Annotated in this window: 19 protein-coding genes; 10 read left to right on the top strand and 9 right to left on the bottom strand. The window is 45.3% G+C overall.

The annotated features are described in order from the left end of the window. Window positions 1–276: 276 nt before the first annotated feature. Together AC58CZ_RS07200 and AC58CZ_RS07195 are read left to right on the top strand one after the other, a co-directional pair. Window positions 277–2,457 carry a TonB-dependent siderophore receptor gene (locus AC58CZ_RS07200; RefSeq protein WP_494224893.1) on the top strand — a complete coding sequence of 727 codons (2,181 nt, stop codon included), beginning with the start codon at window positions 277–279 and terminating at the stop codon, window positions 2,455–2,457. Between the two features lie 466 nt (window positions 2,458–2,923). Continuing rightward, a complete protein-coding gene (locus tag AC58CZ_RS07195) occupies window positions 2,924–3,670 on the top strand; it encodes an SIP domain-containing protein (protein WP_494224894.1) in 747 nt (248 codons plus the stop codon). 75 nt (window positions 3,671–3,745) lie between these two features. On the opposite strand, the gene AC58CZ_RS07190 is transcribed toward AC58CZ_RS07195, so the two are convergent. From AC58CZ_RS07190 to hppD, 4 genes are all read right to left on the bottom strand, one after another. Continuing rightward, complete coding sequence (locus AC58CZ_RS07190; protein WP_494224895.1) at window positions 3,746–5,152, bottom strand: Na+/H+ antiporter NhaC family protein; 1,407 nt, start codon at window positions 5,150–5,152, stop codon at window positions 3,746–3,748. 102 nt (window positions 5,153–5,254) lie between these two features. Further along, entirely contained in the window at window positions 5,255–5,596 is a 342-nt protein-coding gene (locus AC58CZ_RS07185) for a 4a-hydroxytetrahydrobiopterin dehydratase (protein ID WP_058024261.1), read from the bottom strand. Between the two features lie 115 nt (window positions 5,597–5,711). Beyond that, on the bottom strand, window positions 5,712–6,644 hold the full coding sequence (phhA, locus tag AC58CZ_RS07180; RefSeq protein ID WP_494224896.1) for a phenylalanine 4-monooxygenase: 933 nt from the start codon (window positions 6,642–6,644) through the stop codon (window positions 5,712–5,714). Between the two features lie 141 nt (window positions 6,645–6,785). Beyond that, window positions 6,786–7,901, bottom strand: a complete 1,116-nt coding sequence (gene hppD / locus AC58CZ_RS07175) for a 4-hydroxyphenylpyruvate dioxygenase (RefSeq protein ID WP_494224897.1) — start codon at window positions 7,899–7,901, stop codon at window positions 6,786–6,788. 161 nt (window positions 7,902–8,062) lie between these two features. Between hppD and AC58CZ_RS07170 the strand changes: the two genes are divergently transcribed. From AC58CZ_RS07170 to AC58CZ_RS07150, 5 genes are all read left to right on the top strand, one after another. Continuing rightward, a complete protein-coding gene (locus AC58CZ_RS07170; protein ID WP_427617402.1) occupies window positions 8,063–9,010 on the top strand; it encodes a LysR family transcriptional regulator in 948 nt (315 codons plus the stop codon). 157 nt (window positions 9,011–9,167) lie between these two features. Then, the gene (locus AC58CZ_RS07165) at window positions 9,168–10,364 is read left to right on the top strand and encodes an aromatic amino acid transaminase (RefSeq protein ID WP_494224898.1); all 1,197 of its coding nucleotides are present in this window, start codon (window positions 9,168–9,170) and stop codon (window positions 10,362–10,364) included. A gap of 200 nt (window positions 10,365–10,564) precedes the next feature. Further along, window positions 10,565–11,854, top strand: a complete 1,290-nt coding sequence (fahA, locus tag AC58CZ_RS07160) for a fumarylacetoacetase (RefSeq protein ID WP_494224899.1) — start codon at window positions 10,565–10,567, stop codon at window positions 11,852–11,854. Window positions 11,855–11,981: 127 nt separating this feature from the next. Next, window positions 11,982–12,557, top strand: coding sequence for a VOC family protein (locus AC58CZ_RS07155; RefSeq protein WP_494224900.1), 576 nt, complete (start codon window positions 11,982–11,984; stop codon window positions 12,555–12,557). Window positions 12,558–12,762: 205 nt separating this feature from the next. After that, window positions 12,763–13,824 carry a TRAP transporter substrate-binding protein DctP gene (locus AC58CZ_RS07150; RefSeq protein WP_494224901.1) on the top strand — a complete coding sequence of 354 codons (1,062 nt, stop codon included), beginning with the start codon at window positions 12,763–12,765 and terminating at the stop codon, window positions 13,822–13,824. A gap of 236 nt (window positions 13,825–14,060) precedes the next feature. On the opposite strand, the gene AC58CZ_RS07145 is transcribed toward AC58CZ_RS07150, so the two are convergent. Next, the gene (locus AC58CZ_RS07145; RefSeq protein ID WP_494224902.1) at window positions 14,061–14,912 is read right to left on the bottom strand and encodes an IclR family transcriptional regulator domain-containing protein; all 852 of its coding nucleotides are present in this window, start codon (window positions 14,910–14,912) and stop codon (window positions 14,061–14,063) included. Between the two features lie 181 nt (window positions 14,913–15,093). Between AC58CZ_RS07145 and maiA the strand changes: the two genes are divergently transcribed. After that, window positions 15,094–15,741, top strand: coding sequence for a maleylacetoacetate isomerase (maiA, locus tag AC58CZ_RS07140; protein WP_494224924.1), 648 nt, complete (start codon window positions 15,094–15,096; stop codon window positions 15,739–15,741). Window positions 15,742–16,205: 464 nt separating this feature from the next. Here maiA and AC58CZ_RS07135 read toward each other — a convergent pair whose 3' ends face one another. Continuing rightward, entirely contained in the window at window positions 16,206–17,801 is a 1,596-nt protein-coding gene (locus tag AC58CZ_RS07135) for an ATP-binding protein (protein WP_494224903.1), read from the bottom strand. Next, window positions 17,801–18,487: a response regulator gene (locus AC58CZ_RS07130; protein WP_494224904.1), complete on the bottom strand. Its 687-nt coding sequence runs from the start codon at window positions 18,485–18,487 to the stop codon at window positions 17,801–17,803. The genes AC58CZ_RS07135 and AC58CZ_RS07130 overlap by 1 nt, the downstream gene beginning before the upstream one ends. Window positions 18,488–18,762: 275 nt before the next feature. On the opposite strand from AC58CZ_RS07130, the gene AC58CZ_RS07125 reads away from it, so the two are divergent. Further along, on the top strand, window positions 18,763–19,278 hold the full coding sequence (locus AC58CZ_RS07125; protein WP_494224905.1) for a Spy/CpxP family protein refolding chaperone: 516 nt from the start codon (window positions 18,763–18,765) through the stop codon (window positions 19,276–19,278). Between the two features lie 110 nt (window positions 19,279–19,388). Here the strand turns inward: AC58CZ_RS07125 and AC58CZ_RS07120 are convergent, their stop codons facing one another. Next, window positions 19,389–20,972 carry a hypothetical protein gene (locus AC58CZ_RS07120; protein WP_494224906.1) on the bottom strand — a complete coding sequence of 528 codons (1,584 nt, stop codon included), beginning with the start codon at window positions 20,970–20,972 and terminating at the stop codon, window positions 19,389–19,391. A 55-nt stretch (window positions 20,973–21,027) separates the two neighbouring features. After that, a complete protein-coding gene (locus AC58CZ_RS07115; RefSeq protein ID WP_494224907.1) occupies window positions 21,028–23,145 on the bottom strand; it encodes a hypothetical protein in 2,118 nt (705 codons plus the stop codon). A gap of 311 nt (window positions 23,146–23,456) precedes the next feature. On the opposite strand from AC58CZ_RS07115, the gene ggt reads away from it, so the two are divergent. Then, entirely contained in the window at window positions 23,457–25,400 is a 1,944-nt protein-coding gene (gene ggt, locus AC58CZ_RS07110) for a gamma-glutamyltransferase (protein ID WP_494224908.1), read from the top strand. Window positions 25,401–25,494 lie beyond the last annotated feature (94 nt).

Here is a 25,494-nt window from a genome sequence, read left to right as displayed (position 1 = left end):
TGTAAATAACTGTATTCAGAATGCTGCTGCATAATACGAGAAAAACCTGACAAAAACCATCTTTTAAAACACATCGCACAAAACAGCAAGTCTGCGTGACTTTATTCGAAATACTCTGTTTTTAGCCTCTTATTAATAGTGTAAATACTTCTCAAAACTGTCTCTTTGTAATTTTTAATGATAATAATTATCATTAGTGTTATTATTAGCGTCGTTGTAAATTTGTTTTAACTGTCACAAATAACATTCAATCATTTTAGTCCAAGAGGAAATCTGATGCGGTCTCATCTAACCACTAACGTCATTCGCAAAAAATATCTCACCACAGCAGTACAAATTGGCCTGATCATGGGTATGAGTCACGCCGCTTACGCTGTAGAGACGACAAACAATACTGAAAACGATGAGGCTGCTACACCATCAGCTACCTTGGATACAATTACCGTTTATTCAGATGGCTATCGCAGCACGGGTACCAAGACCGCATTAGACCCTGAAGATGCGCCTATGAGCTATACCCGCATCGATCAGGAGCTGTTACAAAAGCGCCAAGCAGATAGTGTCAACGCTGCTTTGCGTTATGAGCCAGGCGTGAGCTCTGAGAGCCGCGGCACGGTCTCTATCTTTGACGAATACAACATTCGCGGATTTAAGACCTATTCAAACTTTTATGACGGTCTAAGATTGCCTTATGATGGTGCATATAACCTGATGCCCCAAGTAGATATCTATGCGACTGAAGCGGTCGAAGTGGTGAAAGGGCCAGCGTCCTCGCTATACGGCTATGCTTCACCGGGCGGCATGGTTAACCAGATCGCCAAAACCCCAAAGAGCACGCAAGAAACCGAAGTGCAGCTGCGACTTGGCAATCAAAACTTAAAAGAGGTAGCGGTCGATACGACAGGACCAGTCAGCGATACGCTTAACTATCGCTTGGTGGCATTAAAACGGCAAAAAGACGGTCAAATGCAGACCACCGAAGAAGAGCGATTGTTGATTAACCCGTCGCTTGAGTGGCAGGCGACTGACGATGTCTCTGTGCTTGCCAATCTGTTTTATCAAGATGATCCAGAGATGGTGCCCTCTACCCCATTACCTGCTGTCGGCACTGTCTACAAGGCAAGCTACGGCAAATTGGGTAGTGATGCTTATGCAGGTGATAAATGGAATAAATTTAGCAAAGAAGTATTTATGCCAAGCGTCACCGTAAACTGGGACATCAATGATAACCTCACCTTTAAACATATCACGCGCTATACCGATGCCGAAGCTCAGCAGCGCAATATGTATAATGATGAAGGATTTGTAGAGGGTAGTGATACGATTTTAGATCGTATAGCTTACACAACAGATGAAAGCATGAAAAACTGGACCACAGACAACCAACTGGCTTATACATTCGATACTAAAAATACCTCACATAACCTATTGTTTGGTGTTGAGTATCAAGAGACAGACAGCACGGCAACTTATTATGACGCTGGCGCAGATGGTACACCAAACCTTGACTTATCGAATCCAGATTTTTCACAAATCAATACTGACACTTTACCATTAGATAATTTTAATCGATACGATGATATCGAACAAAGCCAGCTTGGACTCTATGTGCAAGATGAAATGACGTGGCAAGACTGGACAGTGGTGGCAGGCTTACGACATGATAAATTCAAAAGTATCCTTGATCGAACCGATACATCGAAAGGTGAAATCCCTAGCGAAAAAATGATCGACAATGACGCGTCAGAAACCAGTGGACGTCTTGCTGCTATTTATAACTTTGATAATGGTCTATCACCTTTTATGAGCTACTCACAGTCGTTTCAACCAGTTGTTGGTAGCAACTTCATTACCAATGAAGCGTTTGAACCAACCACGGCCGATCAATTAGAAGCTGGTATCAAATATCTGTCTCCAGACCGTGCGACTAAAGGAACGTTTGCGGTATTTGATATTGCCCAAAAAAATGTCGTGGTGTCAGATTACGTCAAATATACAAATCAAACACAAACTGGTGAAATTGAGTCAAAAGGCTTTGAAGTTTCAGCCAGTCGTATGCTCAATGATTGGGTAGATCTGTCGGCAAGCTATAGCTACACCGACGCTGAGATCACAGAAGAAGAAATTAATCCTGAAGTGATCGGCAATACTCCTGCCCAAACAGCCAAACACAAAGCCACGCTATGGGCCGACTACTATGCGACAGACAAGCTCACGCTCAATGCAGGCATTCGCTATGAGGATGGTATGCAACTTGATAAACAAAACTCAGATGAGCTACCAAGTGTGACGTTGGTCGATATTGGCGGTAATTATCAGATCAACCCAATGCTTGCTGTCGGCGCGAGTATCAACAATCTGTTCGATAAGACCTACGTTGGTGCTTGTTATGATATTAACAATTGCTGGATGGGGCCTGAGCGTGAAATGTCGGTCAGCCTAAAAGCCAGTTTTTAAACCTGATTTTTTAAACTTAGCAAGACGGTTATTAGGGCGTGTTGAACATTCGACCATGGCACTGACAGCGACTATTTTTTAGGCGATTCGATGTTAAAAATAATAAGTTTAGTCATTCTAAGCGCTTATTTTTAACGATGAAGCGGCAAAAAAGAGTCCTGTCCCCTGCTTTTTATCGTTGGGGCTGATGCTAAAATTGCCCCATACTGCGTTACAAATCTCGCTAAGGCATCTGCATTATCGTCGCTTTGTGCCTTGTCTGGAACAATTTTAGCGATCAGCAGTGCCTATTTGCGAATGTTCAACACGCCCTAATAAAATCATCCACTTTCTAAAACCATTTTTACCCATACATTTTTAAGATAGTCGATCATCAAAGCAATATGCTAGCCTTACAAGCTATCAGACGACAATAAATCATGCTTTGCGCACTATCGTTACATGCTACAAAAGAAGGACATAGCAAATGGCAAAACCTACCCCTAGATTACTCGATGTTATCGGTAGCAAATACCTCACCCCAAATATGTGCCGCGTCACGCTTGGCGGGGCTGGACTTAATGATTTCCCCGTAGATCAAGAAAGCGCCTATATCAAACTGATGTTTCCTCAAGGTGAGGATGCTCGGCCATTGGTACGTACCTATACCGTCAGCGTTCAACGTGATGATGAGATAGATGTTGATTTTGCCTTACATGAAGCTGAAGGCCCTGCATCGACGTGGTCACGCAACACTAAAGCTGGCGATCAAATATTGGTAGGCGGACCTGGCCCAAAAAAACTCATCAACAATGACGCCGATTGGTTTTTATTGGTCGGTGATATGACAGCATTGCCAGCGATCACGGTCAATTTGGCACAATTGCCTGCCGATGCTCGCGGCTATGCCGTGCTTGAAGTGACGACTGAGGCAGACCAGCAAACACTCAAAAAACCAGATAACGTCGAGATTCAATGGGTGGTCAACCCTCATCCAAATGCAGACAGCAGCCCGTTACTTGACTGCGTCAAATCACTGACTTGGCTTGAGGGACAGCCCGCGGTTTGGGCGGCTTGCGAGTTTCATAGTATGCGAGTATTGCGCCAATACTTCAAAGTTGAGCGCGACGTACCAAAGACGCATCTATATGTGTCTAGTTATTGGAAAGTCGATAGCACAGAGGATCAGCATAAAGTGGTGAAAAGTCAGGATGCCCTAACGGCAGATCAATAAAAGCTTATTTAATGAATATTTAAATGCAAAAGACGCGGCTTATATAAGCCGCGTCTTTTTATAAATCATCACCTATTATGCTTCGACGACTTTTGCTTCTTTATCCACTCGGCTAATCGTCAGCCCCGTAAAGCCAAACAGCAGTGTTAATAGCAATGACAAATAACAGAAAAACGCATACGGCAAATACTCTAATACCGGCACCCCTAACGCCTGACTGATAAACACCCCGCACACACTCCATGGCACTAATGGATTGATCACCGTTCCTGCATCCTCAATCGTCCGAGACAAATTCTTTGGATGTAAGTGCAAACGCTCAAACGTTGACCGAAATGCCGTACCGGATAATAAAATACTCAAATACTGCTCACCGATCAGCACATTAATGCTCAGTGCCGACATGGCTGCCGCAAAGATCGCCCGTCCTGATGTCGTCAAGGTGTCCTTAATACCAGACAGTAATGCAGGTAGAATCCCTAGTGCCGTCAGCAAACCACCTAAGCTTAATGCCAATATCACAATCGCTTGGGTAAAGAACATACTCTGTACACCGCCGCGCGACAGCATACCGCCTACTTCCCCCAGCTCTAATGACTCAGCAGAGGCATAGCCTGCAAACAGATACCCACCTAATTGACCAAAGCTGGGTGAGCTGTGCATATAAGTAATGATCAGCGCTGCGGCAATCGTACAGATAATCGTATAAATCGCATTGACCCGAAACAACGCCAACCCCACCAATATCACAAAGGGTAGTACCGAATACCCATGCACCAAGCCACTGTCAATCAGCTGTCCTTGTAATATGGTCACTTGACTCAGATCAGCACTGACGGTCTGACCTGAGAAAAACCAGAACAGAATTACTGTCAGTATCCACGCAGGTACTGTCGTATACATCATGTTGCGAATGTGCTCAAACAGATCAATACCCACCACCGAAGAGGCAATGGTACAGGTATCCGACAAGGGCGACATCTTATCACCAAAGAACGCACCTGATACCACCGCACCAGCCGCTATCGCCACGTTGGCATCAAAGGCATTACTCATGCCGATAAAGGCCACACCCAGTGTGGCAGCGGTGGTCAAACTACTACCCAAGGCAATACCGATAATAGACGTCAAGATAAAGGCGGAGATATAGTAGTACTCAGGGGAGATGAGCTGAAAACCAAAGTACATCAAGGTAGGTATGGCCCCTGACATCATGAGGGCGGCGACCATGAGGCCAATAAAGAAGAATAGATAGATGGCGCCGATACCGCGCATGACGCCTGAGGCCATTTGTGCTTGCATGTCGTCAAAGCTGAGTCCTTTATACATACCGATAGCCAGCAATACACAAATGGCAAGGATAAGAGACAGGTGCGGTACCCAACCAAAGCCAATCATGGTAACACCCATGATGGCGATGACGATGGCTGAGATAATAAAGGCAAGCTTGGCGCTGATCTGGGTGAGCGGTTTTGGTGGCATGACACATCCTTAAAATGCCAGCTCAGGCTGGCATTAGATTGGGTTTGAGTTTGGAAGGGTTAGCATATGGGTTTGCTAGCGAATAACCGAATGACTGATGCGTTACTTATCAAGTAACGCATCGGTTTTAGCCGCCATGACGAAGTCATTACGATGCAACCCTTTGATACTATGTGACCACCATGTGACGGTCGCTTTGCCCCACTCTACCAATATGCCGGGATGATGCCCTTCTGCTTCAGCAATGTCTGCCAATTGATTGGCAAAATCCATCGCTGCGACGAAGTTTTTAAATTTGTACTGACGCTGCAACTGCTGAATACCCTCCACCTCAATCAATGACCAATCAGGAATTTGTGTCAATAGCTCGCGTGCCTCGGCCTCGTCGACTTTTGGTGCGCCAATACGGCAAGCTTCGCAACTGCTTTGTGATAATACTGTCATGATAATGTCCTTTTATCGAGTTTATTGTTTTGTGATACTGATTTGTGATACTGAGGTTTGTTGACGCCACTCCACTGCTATGTGCTTATGTAGTAGAGCGGCTGTTTATAAAATTTTAATGGGATTTTTCTGGAAAGGTCGGCTCGAATAACCCAAGTGACATCGCCTGCTTGACCGTCCCCATGATGTCGCTATCAACGATATCAAATAGCGTATCTAATTCGTCAATCACATAGTAAATCGGCTGTATTTGATCGATGCGATAAGGCGTACGCAACACATCAAGCAAATCAAATGCGCGGTGTTCAGGTTGGGGTGTGGGCTGCTGGTTAGATTTATGTTGGTGCTGACGTTGTGATTGGTCATTCAGTGCGTAGATCGTTTCAGAGGGCGAGCTTAATATACCGCCGCCGTAGATTCTACGGTCTTTAGGCTGACTACCGACCAAGCCAAACTCAATGGTAAACCAATAGAGCCGTGCCAAAAACCATCTTTCCTCTTTCGTTGCACTCAGACCAAGCTTGCCATACGTCTCGTTAAAAGCTGCAAAGGCTGGATGAGTCAATAGCGGGCAGTGTCCAACGATTTCGTGAAAAATATCAGGCTCTTCGATATAGTCCATATCCTCAAATCGGCGAATAAACGTCGCGACAGGAAAGGATTTATTGGCCAGTAGTTTGAAGAATTTGCCAAAGCTGATTAATGCAGGCACCGCTGCGGTTTGCCAACCGGTGGTCGCTTGCAATACCTCGTCAATATCATGCAACTGCGGGATATGCGTCGTTGACAAGTTTAGCTTCGTCAAACCTTCTAGATAGGCAGGACAAGCGCGGTTAGGGATTTGCTCAGCTTGACGCGTAAGCAACGCCTGCCACATTGCATTTTCATCATCACTATAATGAATATGACCGTTAGGATCTGGTTGATGCGAGATGTAAGGCTTTTTATCCATCGTATTCGTAGTCGCAGTGCCATTTTTTCGACTGGTTGCAACATGATCGGTGCCGATGGCTTTATTAGGAGAGTCTGTCTGTGAGAGGCGTTCCATGCCTGTGTTCCTTTTATCGCAGTGAATATTTGCACTCATACTGATTAGTCAGTGGCTAATATCAGTCACTCATGCAGGACAAGCCAAACTCCTTTTGCCTTGTCCGTTTGTTTTTTAAATTTTTTCTAAATGTAGTGTGATCTACGGCGTTTCTGTTTCTGATTGATTGGTCTCTTGCTGACCGACCGTGCCACGACGCACTTGGTCGCGCTCTATGGATTCAAACAGGGCTTTAAAGTTACCTTCACCAAAACCGTCTGCATAATCACCTTTACGCTGGATAAATTCAAAAAACACTGGGCTGCCTAAGATGGTCTCAGAGAAAATCTGTAGTAGCAGACGTGGTGCGCCGCCCTCTGTCGTACCATCTAACAAGATACCGCGCGTTTGCAAGTCAGCGACGTTTTCACCATGGTTTGGTAAGCGCTCATTCAGCATCTCGTAGTAGGCTGCATTTGGTGCAGTCATAAGCGGAATACCAGCGGCTTTTAGCATATCGATACTGGCAAACAAGTCATCACTAGCCAAAGCAATGTGCTGAATCCCCTCGCCATTGAAGTGCATTAAGTACTCTTCGATCTGTCCACCGCCCTGCTTGGCTTCTTCGTTGAGCGGAATACGGATTTTGCCATCAGGGGCAGTCATCGCTTTGCTGGTCAGACCTGTATACTCACCTTTGATATCAAAATAGCGAATCTCGCGGAAATTAAAGATACGCTCATAAAATTTTGCCCAGTACGCCATGCGGCCGCGATAGACGTTGTGCGTGAGGTGATCGATGACTTTGAAACCATATCCGACAGGGTTTCTATCGATATCTGCAAAAAACTCAAAGTCAACATCATAGATAGATTCACCGTCTTTATAACGGTCAATCAAATAGATCAGTGAGCCGCCGATACCTTTAATCGCTGGCAGTCTCAGCTCCATCACGCCTGTTGGCACCTCTACTGGCTGCGCACCCATCTCCACCGCACGCTCGTAGGCTTTTTTGGCATCTTTTACCCGAAAACCCATGCTGCACGCACCAGCGCCATGCTCTTCGACGAAGTAACTGGCTGGGCTTCTTGGCTCACGGTTTAAGATTAGGTTGATGTCACCTTGGCGATATAGCGCCACATCTTTTGATCTGTGATTGGCCACGTGGGCAAATCCAAGCTGTTTAAACAATGCATCGACCGCATCAGGCTGCGGAGAAGCAAACTCGACGAAGTCAAACCCGTTTAGTCCCATTGGGTTGTCAAATAAATCTGCCATTGCAATCATCCTTAATGTCAATTGGTGGTAAAAAGTCGATTAGTAATAAAATGCGATAAAACGATTGATAATCAATCTTTATTGTTGACGTTGTATTTATATTAGATTAGCTTTATTTATAAGACTAATTGTTTTTTATGATTTATTTATCAGGTTTACTTATGAATATCAGCATTCGTCAACTGACCGCTTTTATCAAAGTCGCTGACAACGGCAGCTTCACTCGTGCCAGCGAACAGATGTATCTCACCCAATCTGCTGTTAGCGGACTGATCAAAGAGCTGGAGACTGGCCTTGGCATCGTGTTATTTGACCGTACTACCCGCCAGTTGTCGCTATCCGCTGTCGGACGCCATCTGCTGCCACAAGCGCGGCGTATCTTGAATGAGATGCAACTGTTCGAAAACGAAGCGAGTAGCTTGACCAGCTTGGCGCAAGGTCAGGTGCGCTTAGCGGTGTCGCAGTTTGCGGCATCCTCCCTGCCCGCCGTCATCGCGCAATTTGCTAAGGAATATCCAAATATCGGGGTGTCGCTATTGGATTGCTCAGCAGAAAATTTGCTCAAGCATGTTCAAGACATCGAGGTCGATTTGGGGGTTGGTACTGAACTTGGTTTTATAGAAACTGAAGATGATATCGGTGCTGATCTGTTATACAAGCTGCCGTTTTGCGTGGTTATGCCAAACGATCATGCACTGGCGCAAAAAGACGAAATCACTTGGCAGGAGTTGCTTGATATTCCACTTATCACTCTACAAGGCCCGTTTCTTGAGCAGGTGACAGTCGAGCTGGATGACTCTATCGCCGCTCAGATTCAGCAAGCGCGCTACAAAGTCAACTTTATGTCCACCGCGCTTGAGATGACCCGCCAAGGGTTCGGCATTACTTTATGCCTCCCCTATATGCCCGAGGTCATCGATTGGGTCAGCGCCAACGGCTTGCAAATGCGCCCATTGACGCAGCCTATAAAAATGCGCCAGTTCTTTATCTATCAGCGTGCCTCACGGGCGCTGTCTCCTGCAACCATCGCTTTTAAGCAGTTTTTGCAAACTTACTTTGCCACCCATTATCACGACTTACATCAGCCTGAAACACTGTCGATTAAGTGATGCATCACGCCACAAACTCGTCTGCCAGATAAAGAGACAAGATATTTGGTGATTTATTTTATTAATTGCGCAAGATAACGCACTCGCGTGTTGAGTTCATCAGCAATTTGCTCTATGATTTTCGGCTGCTTGGTTTATATTCTTATAAGGAAATGGCATGTTTGAACGTATCGATTATTACGCTGGCGATCCAATCTTAGGGCTGATGGAAAAATACTCAGCGGACAATAATCCCAATAAAGTCAATTTAGGCATTGGTATTTATTATGATGAAGATGGCGTACTGCCTGTACTCGACTGTGTAAAAACAGCGGAAGCGCGTATTGCTGATCCTATCGCGCCGCGTCCCTATCTACCAATGGCAGGCTTGCCAGGCCACCGTAAGGGCTGTCAGGAATTATTGTTTGGCAAAGACGCACAAATCTTACAAGACGGTCTGGTTGCGACCATCGCCACTATCGGTGGTTCTGGCGCGCTGAAAGTCGGTGCTGAATTTATTCACCAATGGTTCCCGCAGTCTAAGTGCTATGTAAGCGATCCAACATGGGGCAACCATATTGCCATCTTTGAAGGTGCTGATGTTACCGTTGGTAAATACCCGTACTACGACAAAGCCAACAGCAGTATCAAATTTGATGAGATGATTGCGTTTTTTGAAACATTGAACAAACACGATGTGATCTTGCTACATCCTTGCTGCCACAATCCAACAGGTATGGATTTGACCCAAGCACAATGGGATACCGTGCTCAACGTCATCAAAGCGCATGAATTGATTCCATTCATGGATATCGCTTATCAAGGATTTGGCGAGGACATGGACAGCGATGCTTACGCCATTCGTAAAGCCGTTGAGATGGGCTTGCCTCTATTTGTCAGCAACTCATTCTCTAAGAATTTATCGCTATATGGCGAGCGCGTTGGCGGTCTATCAGTCGTCTGTCTCACTGTAGACGAAACCGAGCGCGTCTTCGGTCAGCTAAATGCAATGGTACGCCGTATCTATTCAAGCCCGCCATCACACGGTGGTCATGTGGTTGATATCGTCATGAACGATGACGCCTTACATGAGCAGTGGATTGGCGAGGTTTATGCGATGCGTGACCGCATCAAAGCCATGCGCCTAAAGCTAAAATCGGTACTAGAAGCCAAAATCCCCAACCGTAACTTTGACTACATCACGCGTCAAAACGGTATGTTTAGCTTTACTGGATTGACGCCTGAGCAGGTCGAGCGCCTACAAAGTGAGTTTGGTATTTACATGGTATCCAACTCTCGTATGTGTGTCGCAGGTCTAAATACCAGCAACATCGACTATGTCGCCAATGCGATGGCAGACGTTTTAAAAGACTAAATTAATCAGACATATAGACTAAAAAATAAAAAAGGCTGAGCGATTGCTTGGCCTTTTTTTGTGCTTAGGATTCGTCTTATCAATCACTAAGCAAAAGACATGGCACAAAAAAACTTGCAATCAACATATCAATAAATTACATTATACGTAAATCATTAAATATAACGTAATTAAATAATACTTTTAGCAAGGAGCAAATCATGTCAACGATTGACAGTACTCTCACCTCTTTTATCGACATCAAAGCGAACTCTGACTTCTCCATCCACAATCTGCCGTATGGTATTTTTAGCGACACTAAAGATAGTGCGCGCCGTGCAGGCGTTGCCATTGGCGATCAGGTACTAGACTTGTCTGTGCTAGAGTCAGAAGGATTACTGAGCCTAAATGGTGGGACTTACTTTGATCAGTCGACGCTAAACGCTTTTATTGATTCTGGTCGAGACAACTGGACAAAAGCACGCACGACCATTCAGTCGCTACTGTCTAGTGACAACAGCGACTTACGTGACAATGCCGATCTGCAAAAAAAGGCGCTGTTCAAGCAAGTAGACGTCACCATGCACTTGCCCGTCCAAGTACCTGGCTTTACCGATTTTTATTCATCGAAAGAACACGCGACCAACGTCGGTACGATGTTCCGCGATCCAAACAATGCCCTGCTACCCAACTGGACGGAAATGCCAGTTGGTTATAACGGACGCGCCAGCACCGTCATCGTTAGCGGGTCTGATATCGTCCGCCCTTCAGGTCAACTAAAGCCTAACCCTGATGAGCGTCCTGTTTTCTCCGCCTGTAAGCGTTTGGATTTTGAGCTCGAGACCGCTTTTGTCGTTGGTAAAGGCAACCATATCGGTCAACCAATCGCCGTAGACGATGCCGCTGATCATATCTTTGGTATGGTACTGCTCAACGACTGGTCGGCTCGAGATATCCAAAAGTGGGAATATGTCCCTTTAGGCCCATTTAATGCCAAGACGTTCGCCTCGCAAGTTTCTCCGTGGATAGTCACGATGGATGCATTGGCATCATTTAGCACCGCTTGCCCAACCCAAAAGCCTAAACCACTGGCTTATCTCAATGAAAAAGACAAAGAGAGCAGCTTTGATATCAATCTGTCGGTCGAGCTACTGCCTGAAAATGCAAAAACGGCTACGGTTATTTGCGAGACCAATTTTAAATACATGTATTGGTCAATGGCGCAGCAATTGACGCATCACACCATCACTGGCTGCAAAGTTGAAGTCGGTGACATGATGGGCTCGGGCACAATCTCAGGGCCAACGCCTGATTCTTATGGCTCGATGCTAGAGATTGCTTGGAATGCCACCAAACCCGTAGCACTTGAGGGTGGTGAGTCGCGCACCTTCATCGAAGATGGCGATACCGTTATTATGAAAGGCTATAGCGAAAAAGATGGCGTGCGTGTTGGGTTTGGTGAAGTACGAGGCAAAGTACTGCCCGCGCTTAGCTTCGATTTTAACGAATAATAATGGCATAGAAAAAAGGCGTAGTGACAGTAGATTTGAGCCGTTAGAACCATCATGACATTTGGTCTATTAGTACGGGCATCGTTCCTCTTACATTCACGCTACGCCTTATCAAAAGGAGTTGAATATGAGCTTTCAAATTGAAAAAATCCATCATGTGGCTTATCGCTGCAAGGATGCCAAAGAAACGGTCGAATGGTACAAAAAAAACCTCAATATGGATTTTATCTTGGCATTTGCAGAAGATCACGTACCTTCGACCAAAGCCTTTGACCCCTATATGCACGTCTTTTTGGACGCTGGTAATGGTAATGTATTGGCGTTTTTTGAAGTGCCCAACCAGCCTGAAATGGGCTTTGACCCCAATACTCCAAACTGGGTGCAGCACTTGGCGCTCAAAGTCAAAGATCGTGATGAGCTGATGGCAGCTAAAGAACAACTAGAACGTGCAGGCATTGATGTCATTGGCGTGACCAATCACGGTATCTTTCACTCGATATATTTCTTTGATCCTAATGGGCATCGTCTCGAGTTGACCTATGACGATCCGACTTCAGAGGACAAAGTCTCGATGATTACGGAGGCCATCAAGCACGACATGCTAGATGAATGGTCTCGTACCAAACGCGCCCCAGCCCACACACAGTTTTTACACAGTGATGAGTTCGCTGAAGCCCGTGACATTGCCCCTGTCGGCGAGTAACGGTCTATTACTTTATTTGCCGCCTGTTGTCGTATCCTCTCGTGCTCAATTATGTATCCATTTAACCAAAGTCATGATTGATTTAAGACAATAAAGAGCAAGTTTTTGCATACTCACTATCACGTCAAAGGCGCTGGTGCTGTCCGTGTGTAATGGATGACACACCCTAACAAACCCTATCTACCCATCATGAAAGGACTCAATGATGAAAGTAACATTCCCTTTAGGCATACTCTTCGCCGCCTCGCTTGCAGTAACTGGCTGCTCTAACAATGATCAAAATGAGCAAGCCAAAAGCGCGGATATTAATACAGACGATGTGACGACACTGAGATTTTCACACTTTATGACGGCCAATGACAATATCAATACCGAAGCATTGGAGCCATGGGCCAAAAAAATCGAAGAAGACTCAAAGGGTCGTTTAAAGATTGAGATTTATCCGTCTGCCACTCTCAGCAAGCCAGGTGCCACCTATGATGCAACTGCAAAAGGCATCGTCGATATCGGTATGCAAGCGCAAGGATATACAGCAGGACGGTTTCCTTTGACGCAGGTTGTCGAGCTACCTGGTATCACCAATACCGCACAGCAGCAAAGCTGTATCCTGCATAAACTTTATGATGAGGGTGTCATTAAAAATGAGTACGAAGATACTCACTTGCTCGCGCTCATCGGGACTGGACAAGGCGCGCTTCATACCATCGATAAACCCATTCGCACACCAGCCGATATGAAAGGCTTACGCATTCGCCAGCCTTCTGCCGTTGCTAGCCACATTATCGAGGCAACTGGTGCCGCACCCGTTGGCATGCCAGCCAGCGATACTTATACCTCGCTTCAGCGCGGCGTCATCGATGGGCTTAGCTTTACGTGGCAACCCATCCAAGCGTTTCGCCTTGATGAGCTGATCAACACACACACCAATATTCCTTTTTATAATTCCACCTTTGTCATCAGTATGAACAAAGACAAATATGAGAGCCTGCCCGATGACCTCAAAAAGGTGATCGATGACAACTCAGGAGCTCAGATGGCAGCACATATCTCCGAAGTATTTGACGTGAGTAACGCCAAGGCCATGGCAGCCGCCAAAGAAAAAGGCGATATTATGATTGATATCCCTGATCCACTCAATGACCCAGACTGGAAGGGGCCATTATTGGAAGGCTCAAAGTACTATCTAGATGAAGTCAATGCCACTGGTCTAGATGCTAATAATGTATACGAAAAAGCAAAAGCCGCAAGTAGCGCCTGTGTGGTTTAGAGGATGGACTTAGTGAGACAACATGAGTAAATAAGTCTCTCGACGCGATAACGCGATATAGTGAAACCATTACAAAAATGGTATAGCAAGATTAAACGCTATTTTTCGCAGCCTCTGGTCTGGAGACGCAGTCACAGCAAGCAAGAAAAATAGCGTTTAATCGAGCGCGTTTCCTATGCTGTATTAATTTTATTAAGGTTCTACTATAGCCAATCAGCTTGTAGTTAACATTTTGACTATGCTATTTGATAGCGCTGTGCGATTGCTAGTATTTGCTCAACCACGTTCTGTTGCTCACTCATTGGTAGTTGCTCTGTGGTGCCAATGATAGTGATGGCATATTCTAATGGCAGTGCTTGATTAGAGGGTTCAGTGTCAGCAGTCATGCGGGCAGTACTGCCATTAAGGCGCGGCAAAATGACGGGAATGGTAATGGCATTGATTCCCATGAGCATGTCACCGGTGACAGTTGCGTAGCCTTGCGTACGTATCTTGGCTTGCAGACGAGTAAAGCGTTGCCAGTCGTCTACTCCGTCTTTTTCACTTTGTGTCTGCCATTCAGCCTCAACCAATGGCTGGATGATCGTATCAGGCTGATAGCTGGCAAATAACTGCCCTGTGGCTGATGTTGTCAACGGCATGCGTGAGCCGATGCGCGTGATAATACTGATCAGACTGTCAGGCTCGACCGCCTGAATGATAATAGGCCCTTCGCTGAACCATTTAGCGATTTGTACAGCGCAATTAAACGTCTCTTTGATCTCATTGGCCACCTGCGTGAGACGCGCCAAGAGATTGTTTTGACTGAGCTCAGTATGTCCTAATGCTGCCAATGCATTTACTCTATCGCCAAGCCCATAGCGACCATCATCAAGCTTACGCACATAGTTTTTGCGAATGAGGCTGACCAAGTAACGATGAGATTTTGCTGGATGCATCTGCATGGTTTCAGCGATATCCTTTAGCATCATAGGCTCATGGCGATCGATAAGCACATCTAGTATCGACAATCCAATCTCAAGTGACTGGATGCCACTCTGGTTTTTACTCGTGACGGATTTATCTAAAAAATTTTTATCTGCTGGCATGATGGCTCGTCTCTAGTGTACTTAATTATGTTTTCTTGATACTGAGTTGCTCAATGAGAATTGCTCAATGAACTGGCGGTGACATACAGGCCAAATTAATAGTGACACGACTCAATAATACTAACTTTATCTCACATAAGCTTGATACAAATAACCTATCACAATAAGGGCATAAATAATGATGACACTTTATGGCTACTTTCGTAGTAGCACGTCTTACCGTACTCGTATCGCTATGAATCTAAAAGGCTTAGATTACGATGATATCACGATCAACCTGGCACAAGATGAGCAGTTAGAGGACGCATTTAAAGCGATTAATCCGCAAGGACTGGTGCCAGTCTTAAAAGCGGACGATTTATTATTATACCAAAGTCCCGCTATCTTGGAGTGGTTAGAAGAAGCCTACCCTGAGCACGCTTTATTGCCCCAAGATGCCGCTGGTCGCATGCACGTGCGTGCGCTAAGTGCGATGATTGGTTGCGATATCCACCCAATTAATAATCGCCGCATTTTACAGTACCTACGCAATAAGCTGTCAGTAGACGAGGAAAATGTGATTGCATGGTGCAATCGCTGGATCAGTGAAGGTTTTTCCGCTTTAGAGACACGTTTAGCAGCGGATAACAATCGCGGACAGTTCTGCTATGGGGACAGTCCTACTCTCGCAGATTGTTATTTGATTCCACAAGTCTCTTCTGCTCGCCGCTTCAAAGTAGATTTGAGCGCTTACCCCAATATCGTCGCCATTGATACTCATTGCCGTACACTAAAGGCATTTGCAGTTGCGGATCCTATGATGCAACCTGATGCGCCGAAACATGCATAAATATCAATATATTAAAACAGGACTTAATAAGGGTATTATTATGTTAACTGTTGATTGTAAATGATATCGACTCTTAACCGCCCTATCACTCAAAGTTTCTTTACAAGGATTCGTATGAAACATACTACAAAAGCATTAATAGCAGCCATGGCATTTTTCGCTTGCTGAAGCACCGATGCCAAAGGCAGAAGACGCAACACCAGATGACTTTATAAATGCGGTTCATGATGTATACTCCCTTACAGATTTGTCAGAATTAAAAAATCAGAGATAAAATCTATGGTGCAAGAGAGTCGATATGACCAAATAAAACGAGTTATGAATTAGGGATCATGCAGCCTTTTGAAGTGGTACTGGTTTCAGTTTTTGAGAAATGAGACGTTTTCTTTTGGATAGAATATGAAACATCAATCCATGAAAAGCATCTACTGATACGTTGAGCTTTTTCCTCATGATAAATTTTACTATTTAATCGGTAATACTATCTGCACCACCAATCCTAGTACACCATCTCGTCGATTATGGGCGTTGATATATCCCTTATGCGCCATCACGACAGCATGAACAATAGCCAGCCCCAACCCGTAACCGCCAGTATCACGATGACGAGCCGTGTCGAGACGGACAAATGGTTGAAAGATACGCTCTAAGTCATCGTCAGCGACGCCGCCGCCCTCGTCCGTGATACTGATTTGAATCGCAGGCATCTTATTATCTATCTGCACCGCGTTCATCTCAGCGATGACTGTTGAGCCCGCTGCCGTATGCATAAAAGCGTTGCGAACGACATTTTCAAGTGCACTATGCAGCTGCTCTTGATTGCCTTGTACTGTCCAAGCGCTTTTTAAGTCATTGCCAAATGAATATTCAGGTGGTTGCCACTGCCATCTAACCTCTTTGTGCTGAAACTCGAAACACACATCCTGCCCGATGTCACTGATAATCTCGGACAAATCGACGGCTTCGCTCTCCAAATTATCAATCGTGTATTGCTGCATTTGTAGGGATTGAATATGGATAATTTGCTCAATTAACTCATTCATCCGCGCAGACTCTTTGTCAATACGGTCTAAATAACGATGGGCGTTGGGTGCAAAATCACGAGTCAGCTCAGTTGCAACATCGAGACGCGCGAGCGGTGAGCGCAGCTCATGCGAGATATCACTGAGCATCTGCTTACGCGCCAGCTCACTATCAGCCAGTCTCGTTGACAAATGAGCCACGTCTTTGGCCAGTAATCCCAGCTCATCATCACCCATTTTTGATAGCGCTGGATTGGCTTGATAGTCCCCATCAATCATACGGTGCACGGTACTCTGTACACGTCCAATACGCTGAGTCAACGTACGGCTAAGCCAGACACAAACTAATACACTAAAAGCAATAATCAATAATAAACGTATGGGAAAATTGCCATGCTGTAGCTCCACCACGTCTGCAAAACGTAGATGCGGGCGCAACTGTATGATGACTGATTGTCCATCAGGCAGTTCAACCGAGATGTCTGCCAGCTCAGGACGCGCATCAATATCCGCTATCGCAGCACTGCTCGACATTATTGGTTTTAGGATCTCGTGCAAAACAGAAGGCTGTTTTATGGGCATCTCATCATTCAGATTGCTTGGTTTATTATCGTAAGCTCTAGGCGGTGGCGGCAGTGGTTGCTGCATGGCACGTTCCATCGACTGCTGGCCGCTCTGCCCACGTCCTTGCGTGCGCTCTTCTCTATCTCGATAACGCGGAAATATAATAGCGCCTTGCTCATCGTAGACTCTGATTTGACTCATGAGGCGTCGATCTTGACGATACATCTGCCTGACAGCTATCAAATCACCCACTCGCAGCGCATCGACCATCTCTTGACGCTGAATTAATAGACTCTCAATTTGTACGTCCATACGAGCCGTCAGCTCTTTTTCAGCCAGCCAACGCTCCACCATAATGGATAATAGTGAGGTAATTAGTATCGTCAGTAATAGACTCAGGAATAAACGCCAAAACAGCGTGATTCGCACTTTGAATTTCGGTGATTTGATGGGACTGCTGGAAGTTTTTATCATTAGAGCACCAGTTGATAGCCTTTACCGCGCACCGCTTTTATTGGTTCGTCATGAAAAGGCTGAAGTTTTTTGCGCAGGCGAGACACATGCACATCAAGGCTACGATCAAAAGGCTGCAACTCACGCTGCAAGACATTCTCTGACAGGTATGCTTTGCTCACTACCTCCCCTTTTTGCTTGAGCAGCGCCACGAGTAAGTCAAACTCTGTTCCCGTCACTTGTAGCGCCACACCATCTATTTCACAAACACGCTGGTTTTGATCAAGATGCAAGCGACTCTCTGGTAGCGGCGTATGCTCAGACGTGGTCGTGTTGGTACGCTTAATCACAGCATTGATACGTGCCAGTAGCTCGCGGGGGTTACAGGGCTTGGTGATATAATCGTCAGCGCCCAGCTCCAAACCAATAATACGATCAATCTCCTCACCCTTTGCCGTCAGCATAATCACAGGGATATCACTGATATTTGGCAGTTGCCGCAGCACACTTAGCCCATCTATTTTTGGCATCATGATATCAAGGACGAGTAAATCATAAGCGGAATCATCGTGCGCCACCGCTTTTAATCGCTGTATAACTGCCGCCCCATCATGGACACAGTCGCAATGAATACCATGGTTGTGCAAATACTCTTGTAGTAACTGAGTCAATTCATCATCATCATCACCTATCAATATATTTGGCACACTCACCTCCTTTCCATGATTTTAATTGGCTTTCATTCATTTACTTGCCCATATTATCAGGCAAGCGCGTGTCAATTCGCTATAAACGTTACCTTTCTTAATACTTCATAAATGTTCGTAACCTTTAACTACCGTAAGATAGCTTCTATCAACCGCAAGACCTGCACTTTTAAGACGACTAATCACAACGATTAATAGCGCTTAAAACGCGATGCTTGCAAGATAAGACTTTAGTATTTACTTAACCAAACTCACGGTAATTAAAGGATGTCATCATGAAAAAATTATTATTGGGCTCAGTATTAGCAGCTTCTAGCGTATTTACTGTGACAGCATGTTCTAGTGTCAATGCAGCCTCTGACACCGCGCCAATGAATCAAATGCAAAAGAACCATAAAGACGGCGCCATGAGAGGCCCAATGTCAAAACTGGATCTAACAGCGACGCAGCAAGCGCAAATCAAAGCCATCATGCAAGAAAAGCATGGCGACCGCGTAGCTGACCGTGAAAAACATCAGGCAGAACGCGCACAAATGGAACAACAAATACAAGCATTGACCAATGCAAGTACGTTGAACAACGCAGCGGTAAACCGTTTGGCCGATCAGCAAGCGGCAAAAGCAAAACAGCGCTTTATTGAGCGCGTCCAAACTGAGCATGCCATCTCTCAGGTGTTGACCGCTGAGCAGCGTGCAAAAATGGAACAGCTCAAATCAGAAAGACAAGAAAAAGATCGTAAGCACTTAAAAGATCGTAAAGGCCATGACAAGCCACATCATCAAGGCATGTAAAAAATCTGTCACAACATAAGTGATGGCCATATTAAAAAAAGCGCACCGTTTATACGATGCGCTTTTTTACGACAGTATCCTACTTAACACTCAATGATGCTATCTTCCAGTTAGTCTGTCGCCCCAAAACGCGCTTTCGCCATTGGCATCATGTTAAATATCATTTTACCCACTGCTGTGCCATTACCGTCACGATAATATTGCAACAGCTTAGGGCCGTATTCTCGCATATCAATGCTATTGCTGGCGTTCGGTGATTGAACATTATTTGGCAGATTCGGAAATGCCTTATCTTTGCCATTAGTAGCAGAATACTGCTGCAAGATATCTATTGTCATACTTTTATCTGGCGCAGTTTTGCCAGTGTTATCTAATTGGCGGTGCAGATGCTGCCATTTGAGCTGACCACGTTTGTCAAATCCATATAGCTCTTCTACTGTAGCGTTTGCAGCGACTTTAGATTCCGTCTTATCTTCATCATTTATTTGAGCATTTATCATAGCCAGTATTGTTTGCACCATCGCTTTACTAGTGAGTTCCTTTGAGCTTTGAATCGTCTCAAAGGCTGTCATAGGCTCGGCTTCTTTTACCAGCTCTGGATATTTTTGGCTAATGCGCTTGTAGAAGATTTGCAGATAATTTTGATAATCGTCTTGATAGCTATCAAAACTTTGTACTCGGCGAATCACTTGGTCAGTTGAGAGCATTGCTGATAGCTGATGCGCCGGCAACTTGGGAGACAGCGATGCAAGCGTACTAGGCGCGACATAATCGAACTGGCTAACAGGCGCCGCCTCATAAGTCATATCCGATGCAGCAAAGTGGCTTTTTATCACCTCACTACCGAATCCTTTAGGGAGCGTTCCATCATCAATGGCTATTTTTAACCATTTGTTTCGCCATTTGGTGCCAAGCTTATCGTCTAATAGCTCAGAGTTTATCATCGCAACATTATCTGCCCATAAATAGATATCACCATTTTTCATGTCGACATAGACAGGCTGATTGATACTGCTATGATGATTGCGCGCTTGATACTGAGCGCTGGCGAGCATCGTCGCCTTGCCCGCCATGGGCTGATAGATGCCTTGAGCATCGATAGATAACGGTTTTAGCAAGTACTCATCTAGCAGTTGCGCTTTTTTTATATCTAGCGGCTTTGGTTTGTCTTCATAATTGTCAAATAGTGCTTGATAATCTGGCGCGACCTTAACATCACTATCATACTGATGATCATCCCATGCATGGTAAGCATCGACGCACTCAAAATAAGACTGTTTAAGAGCATCACGCTTGTCATCGTAATCCGCAGCTAGGATATCTTTGTTTTGTTTTTCTGCCTGCATGATCAATGCCGCATAGGCTTGGTCATGCGTCTCTTCGCAATGTGCATCCACATAATCTGATGCCACGACTTGTGTGCCAGATGTCGCCGTACGCTGCTGATGGTTACTGATCTCGATATTACTATGGTAGCTAAACGATTGGCGGCGCTGTTTTTGTAATGCAGTCGCTAATGTCTTTTTAGCGGTGCTAGGTGATTGCTTAACGATCAATGCATTTGACTGGTTCAAATTGGCAGATTGACAACCCGTTAAGAGTAATGCTCCTGACAGCAATGTACTGGTCAATAATAAGTGATTTTTTATCATAGATGACAGACGTAGTGTAAGCGTTTGATGTGCTGTTTTCATTTTTTATCCTTAATAGACATATGCGTAAATGCGATAAGATAATGCGACGTCGTCTCTATTTTTCATTATCATCTTTAGCATCGCCAATACGGCTCTCATCGATTGATTCTGCATCATAACGATTGTCATATTCGTCACTACTATAATCAGTCTCTAAGCTGCCATCCTCATAATCGTAGCGCGCATAGCGTGCCGTTTGTAGCCTGTCTTTTTTCTGGCGCTGTGCTGCTATCCATGCATTACCATCGATAGGCGCTACCGCATTTGAGCCAAACGATTCCGCCAGCAATGGCGTTAGGGCATGTCTTTTAAAGCTGGCTTTATCATAGCGGACTTGATTGAGCATGGTCGTCGTAGAGCCAAGTAAATCACCACCGATATTGACGCGCTGCTGCTTGGCAAGCAGGCGATCTGAGTCATCTAAATAATAGTAATTAATCTGATTAAAAGAGATAGGGCCAATGGCTTCGATAAACTGCAATAACGAACCCACATCCGCACTTTGATAGTCTTTGTTGTATAGCTGAACTTTGGCAAGCGCGGCTTTTAGCATGGCTCCATCAGGATATTTTTCTAGATGGGCATCCACATACTCTTGCAACGACTTGGTCACATATTTCAGAGTCTTACCAATCATTTCACCACTTTGCTGACTGCCAAAATAAACTTTTACTGCTCGAGTCGCGCCAACTTCTTTGGCAAACGCATCACCTTTGATATCTACGGCGCTAAAATGCTCAGGTGCCAACTCTGCCATGCTGCTCTGTATGGCATTTAGCACTGCATCATAGAGTACCGCGGGCGGCAACTGCGCCGTGATACTTTCAGGCAAACCAAAGCTGACCGTATGTGAGGCCATCTGCGAGGGTAATGGGGTGTTCTCAGGATTGACGAGCGCAACGATTGGCATGATTGCCGATGGGTCGAGCGTGACACTGCTGTTGTTAAAATCAAATGCCACTGGTATCTGTATGGATGAGCTGATGGTTGGCGTGGCATAGTCGTAGCTATAGACACTTTGTAATTGCCGCTGTTTTGGGTTGTACTGACTGACGCTATTGAATGTCAAATGCTGATATTGATAGGCGTTGGATGCAGCGATTTGCTCAGGAGTGCGGCTGAACATCGTCAGTATGTTACCAATCAAGCCAGTAGAAGACATTGATAGCTCCTCGCTATTGGTCGGCTCTGTCTTAGCTTGCTGTTTTGCCATTTGCATGGCTTCATATTTTGCAGCCATTGTTTTCGGGTTTAACCCTGACATGCCGGAGAGCATGCCTTCACCACCGCTACTGTATTCATCATAATTATTATAGTCGTCACTACTGTAATCATCTGCTGCATCGTAGGCATACTCGTTATCGCTGCTAGCATCACTGCTCGTCGGCTCATTCTCCCCTGCTTCAGCCAATATAGCAGCAATGGCCTTTCTTTCTGCTTCAGCTTCTGCTCTAGACTTAACATAGTCACTAGGATAGTCGGACTCTATCGAATCTTTCGCATCATCATGATCGTAGTTAATACCCTCTACCACACAGACTTCATAAGCGTCATCATCTTCGTTTTCATTGCATTTATTCGACTCTACACCTACCGCTGCTAATTCTGCTCTAGCCTCAGCTTGCGCTTCATCATCGCTACTATCGTACATTCCCTCAGGCTGATAGGCATAGGTCTCTATAATCGTTCTAAGTAAGCTGCTTGAGCCTGCATCAATACTATCGGCATCGATAAATGGTACTGCTTGGTAATTGACTTGCGCGACGGCCACATGCTCTGTTGCCAAATGCTGGCGAATCGCTGCCAATAAATGCGCCTTGGCTTGGTGCTCAGTGTTGGGATATTTTTCTTGATTAAACAGTTGCGCGTAACGCTCAGCTTGGGCCTCTTGACTAGCCGTAAAAGCGCGACCTTGACGTTGGCTCTGAGCAGGATTTGCAGTGCTAAAATCCATAAGGGTACTGGAGGCTGCCACATCCGCTGAGGCAGTCGGATTTGATTGACAACCTGTAAGCACAAGCGACGCACTACCAACTAGCAAAGCGATAGAGGTTAATTTGCTTGTTTGAGATACATGACCATTATTATTTTTATTGTTAATGATAGGCAAATAATTACTCGCCATCTCAGAGTGGCACTGTCGATTACGGTTATTAACATGGTTTGATGACATAAAAATCTCTTTATAGCCAGTCGTTAACGGATGTACATTAGTACTGTACTTTATATCACAAGACGTTACAATTTAGTAATATTAAGACTTATTTTTAAAGAAAATCTTCACTGGTTAGTGAGCTTCTCTGCACAATTTACATGACACTAATTATATATATATCGATAGAAGACCACTCATACTGCACATCATATAAAAACTCAAATGACAAAATATGATAAACAACTTTCTACTATTTGATATTTTCGTTACTATTTAAGTGTATTGATTTGATACCCTGTTTTTTCTACTCGCCCAAAAAGGACTTTGCGATGTCACCATCATTATCTCACCAGCATCGAATTACTCAGCAAAAAAAACCCAAGACTCATAACCAATTAAAATCTAGCGCAGCCCTTATTACGAGTGCGCTACTACTGTCTGTCTCAGCCCATGCACTAGAGCCAACCGTTTCAGCCAACAGCCCCACGGTCAACAACACCTCGATCAATACCAATGCCATCAATCTAGCCATCATGACGGACAACCCAACCGTCGTATCTGAAACCAAACGCATCACACGAGCCAAAACCAGTAGCACCGTATCAACCACTACCAATAGCGATCAGGCTATCTACTCTGAAGATACAATTCATCATCCAGTATGGGCAAAAAATGGTATGGTCGCCACCCAAGAAGCGCTGGCTTCTGACATCGGTTTACAGATTTTGAAAGACGGTGGTAATGCGGTAGATGCTGGGGTTGCGGTTGGCTTTGCCCTTGCTGTGACCTTACCACGTGCTGGCAACATCGGTGGTGGCGGCTTTATGATGATTTATGACGCCAAGCAAGGCAAAACCGTCGCGCTTGATTATCGTGAAAAAGCACCCAGTAGCGCCTCTCGCGATATGTATCTCGACGATGAGGGCAACGCAGTCAGTGACTTATCTCGTTATCATGGCTTAGCCGTTGGGGTGCCGGGGACAGTAGCAGGGCTACTAAAAGCATTAGAAGAGCATGGCACCATGAGCCGCGAGCAAGTCATGGCACCAGCAATCGCATTGGCAGAAGACGGTATAGAGGTTACCGCAGGTTTGTCCGAATCGCTTACTGCTTTGAGTGATCGCTTGCAAAAATGGCCAAGCACCAAAAAGGTATTTTTCAAGCCTGATGGCAGCGCTTATCAGCCGGGTGAGCGGTTAAAGCAGCCTGAGCTTGCCCGCTCGCTAAAGCGAATCGCGGTACAAGGCGCAGACGGATTTTATAAAGGGAAAACCGCGCGTGACATCGTAAAAGCCGTCAATGAAGCAGGCGGTAGCATGAGCTTGCAGGATTTAGCCGATTACGAAGCCATCGCCCGCGTGCCTGTCAAAGGCGATTACCGTGGTTATGAGATTGTCTCTATGCCACCGCCCTCCTCTGGCGGTATTCACATTATCGAAATATTAAATATCTTAGAAGGCTATCCACTGGGGGACTATGGTCAAAACAGCGCACAGACCATTCACTTGATGGCGGAAGCAATGCAACTGGCTTATGCAGATCGTGCTGAGTACCTAGGGGATTCTGACTTTATCGACGTACCTGCTAGCGGCCTAACGTCACAAGCCTATGCGGATAAACTGCGTACACTGATTGACCCCAATAAAGCCACGCCAGCCTCGACCATCAAAGCAAACAACCCGCTCCCTTATGAGAGCGATCAAACCACGCATTTCTCTATTGTGGATAAAGACGGCAATGCCATCGCCAACACCTATACGTTGAACTTCTCTTATGGCACTGGTCTCGTGGCTGACGGCACAGGTATTTTGTTAAATAACGAAATGGATGATTTCTCTGCCAAGCCGGGTGTACCCAATGGTTACGGATTGATTGGTGGTGACGCAAATGCTGTTGAAGCCAATAAGCGTCCGCTCTCCTCGATGAGTCCAACGCTGGTATTTAAAGACAACAAACCGTATATCGTTACGGGCAGCCCAGGAGGCAGTCGCATCATCACGACCGTCACCCAGATTATCTCTAACGTCATTGATCATGATATGAATATCGCTGAGGCAACTCACGCACCGCGTATTCATGATCAGTGGCTCCCTGATGAGATTCGGATTGAAAAAGCGCTCAATGTCGATACGGTCAAAAAGCTTGAATCTATGGGGCACACGGTCAGTCCAAAGTCCGCCATGGGCTCCACGCAGTCGATTATGCTCACACCAAACGGCCTGTATGGATCTTCTGATCCCCGTATTGTGGATGCAGCGGTGGTTGGGTACTAAGTCAAATTGTCATTACTTATCAAGTATATAGCCCTCCGCACTTTACCTTGTTGAGGGTTTTTTTATATCATTTCTTACGTAATTAAATTGACAT

This window comes from Psychrobacter sp. CR212 (genome assembly GCF_059693765.1).
Note: the sequence above shows the minus strand (reverse complement) of the source record. Positions and strands in the feature narration are given on the sequence as shown.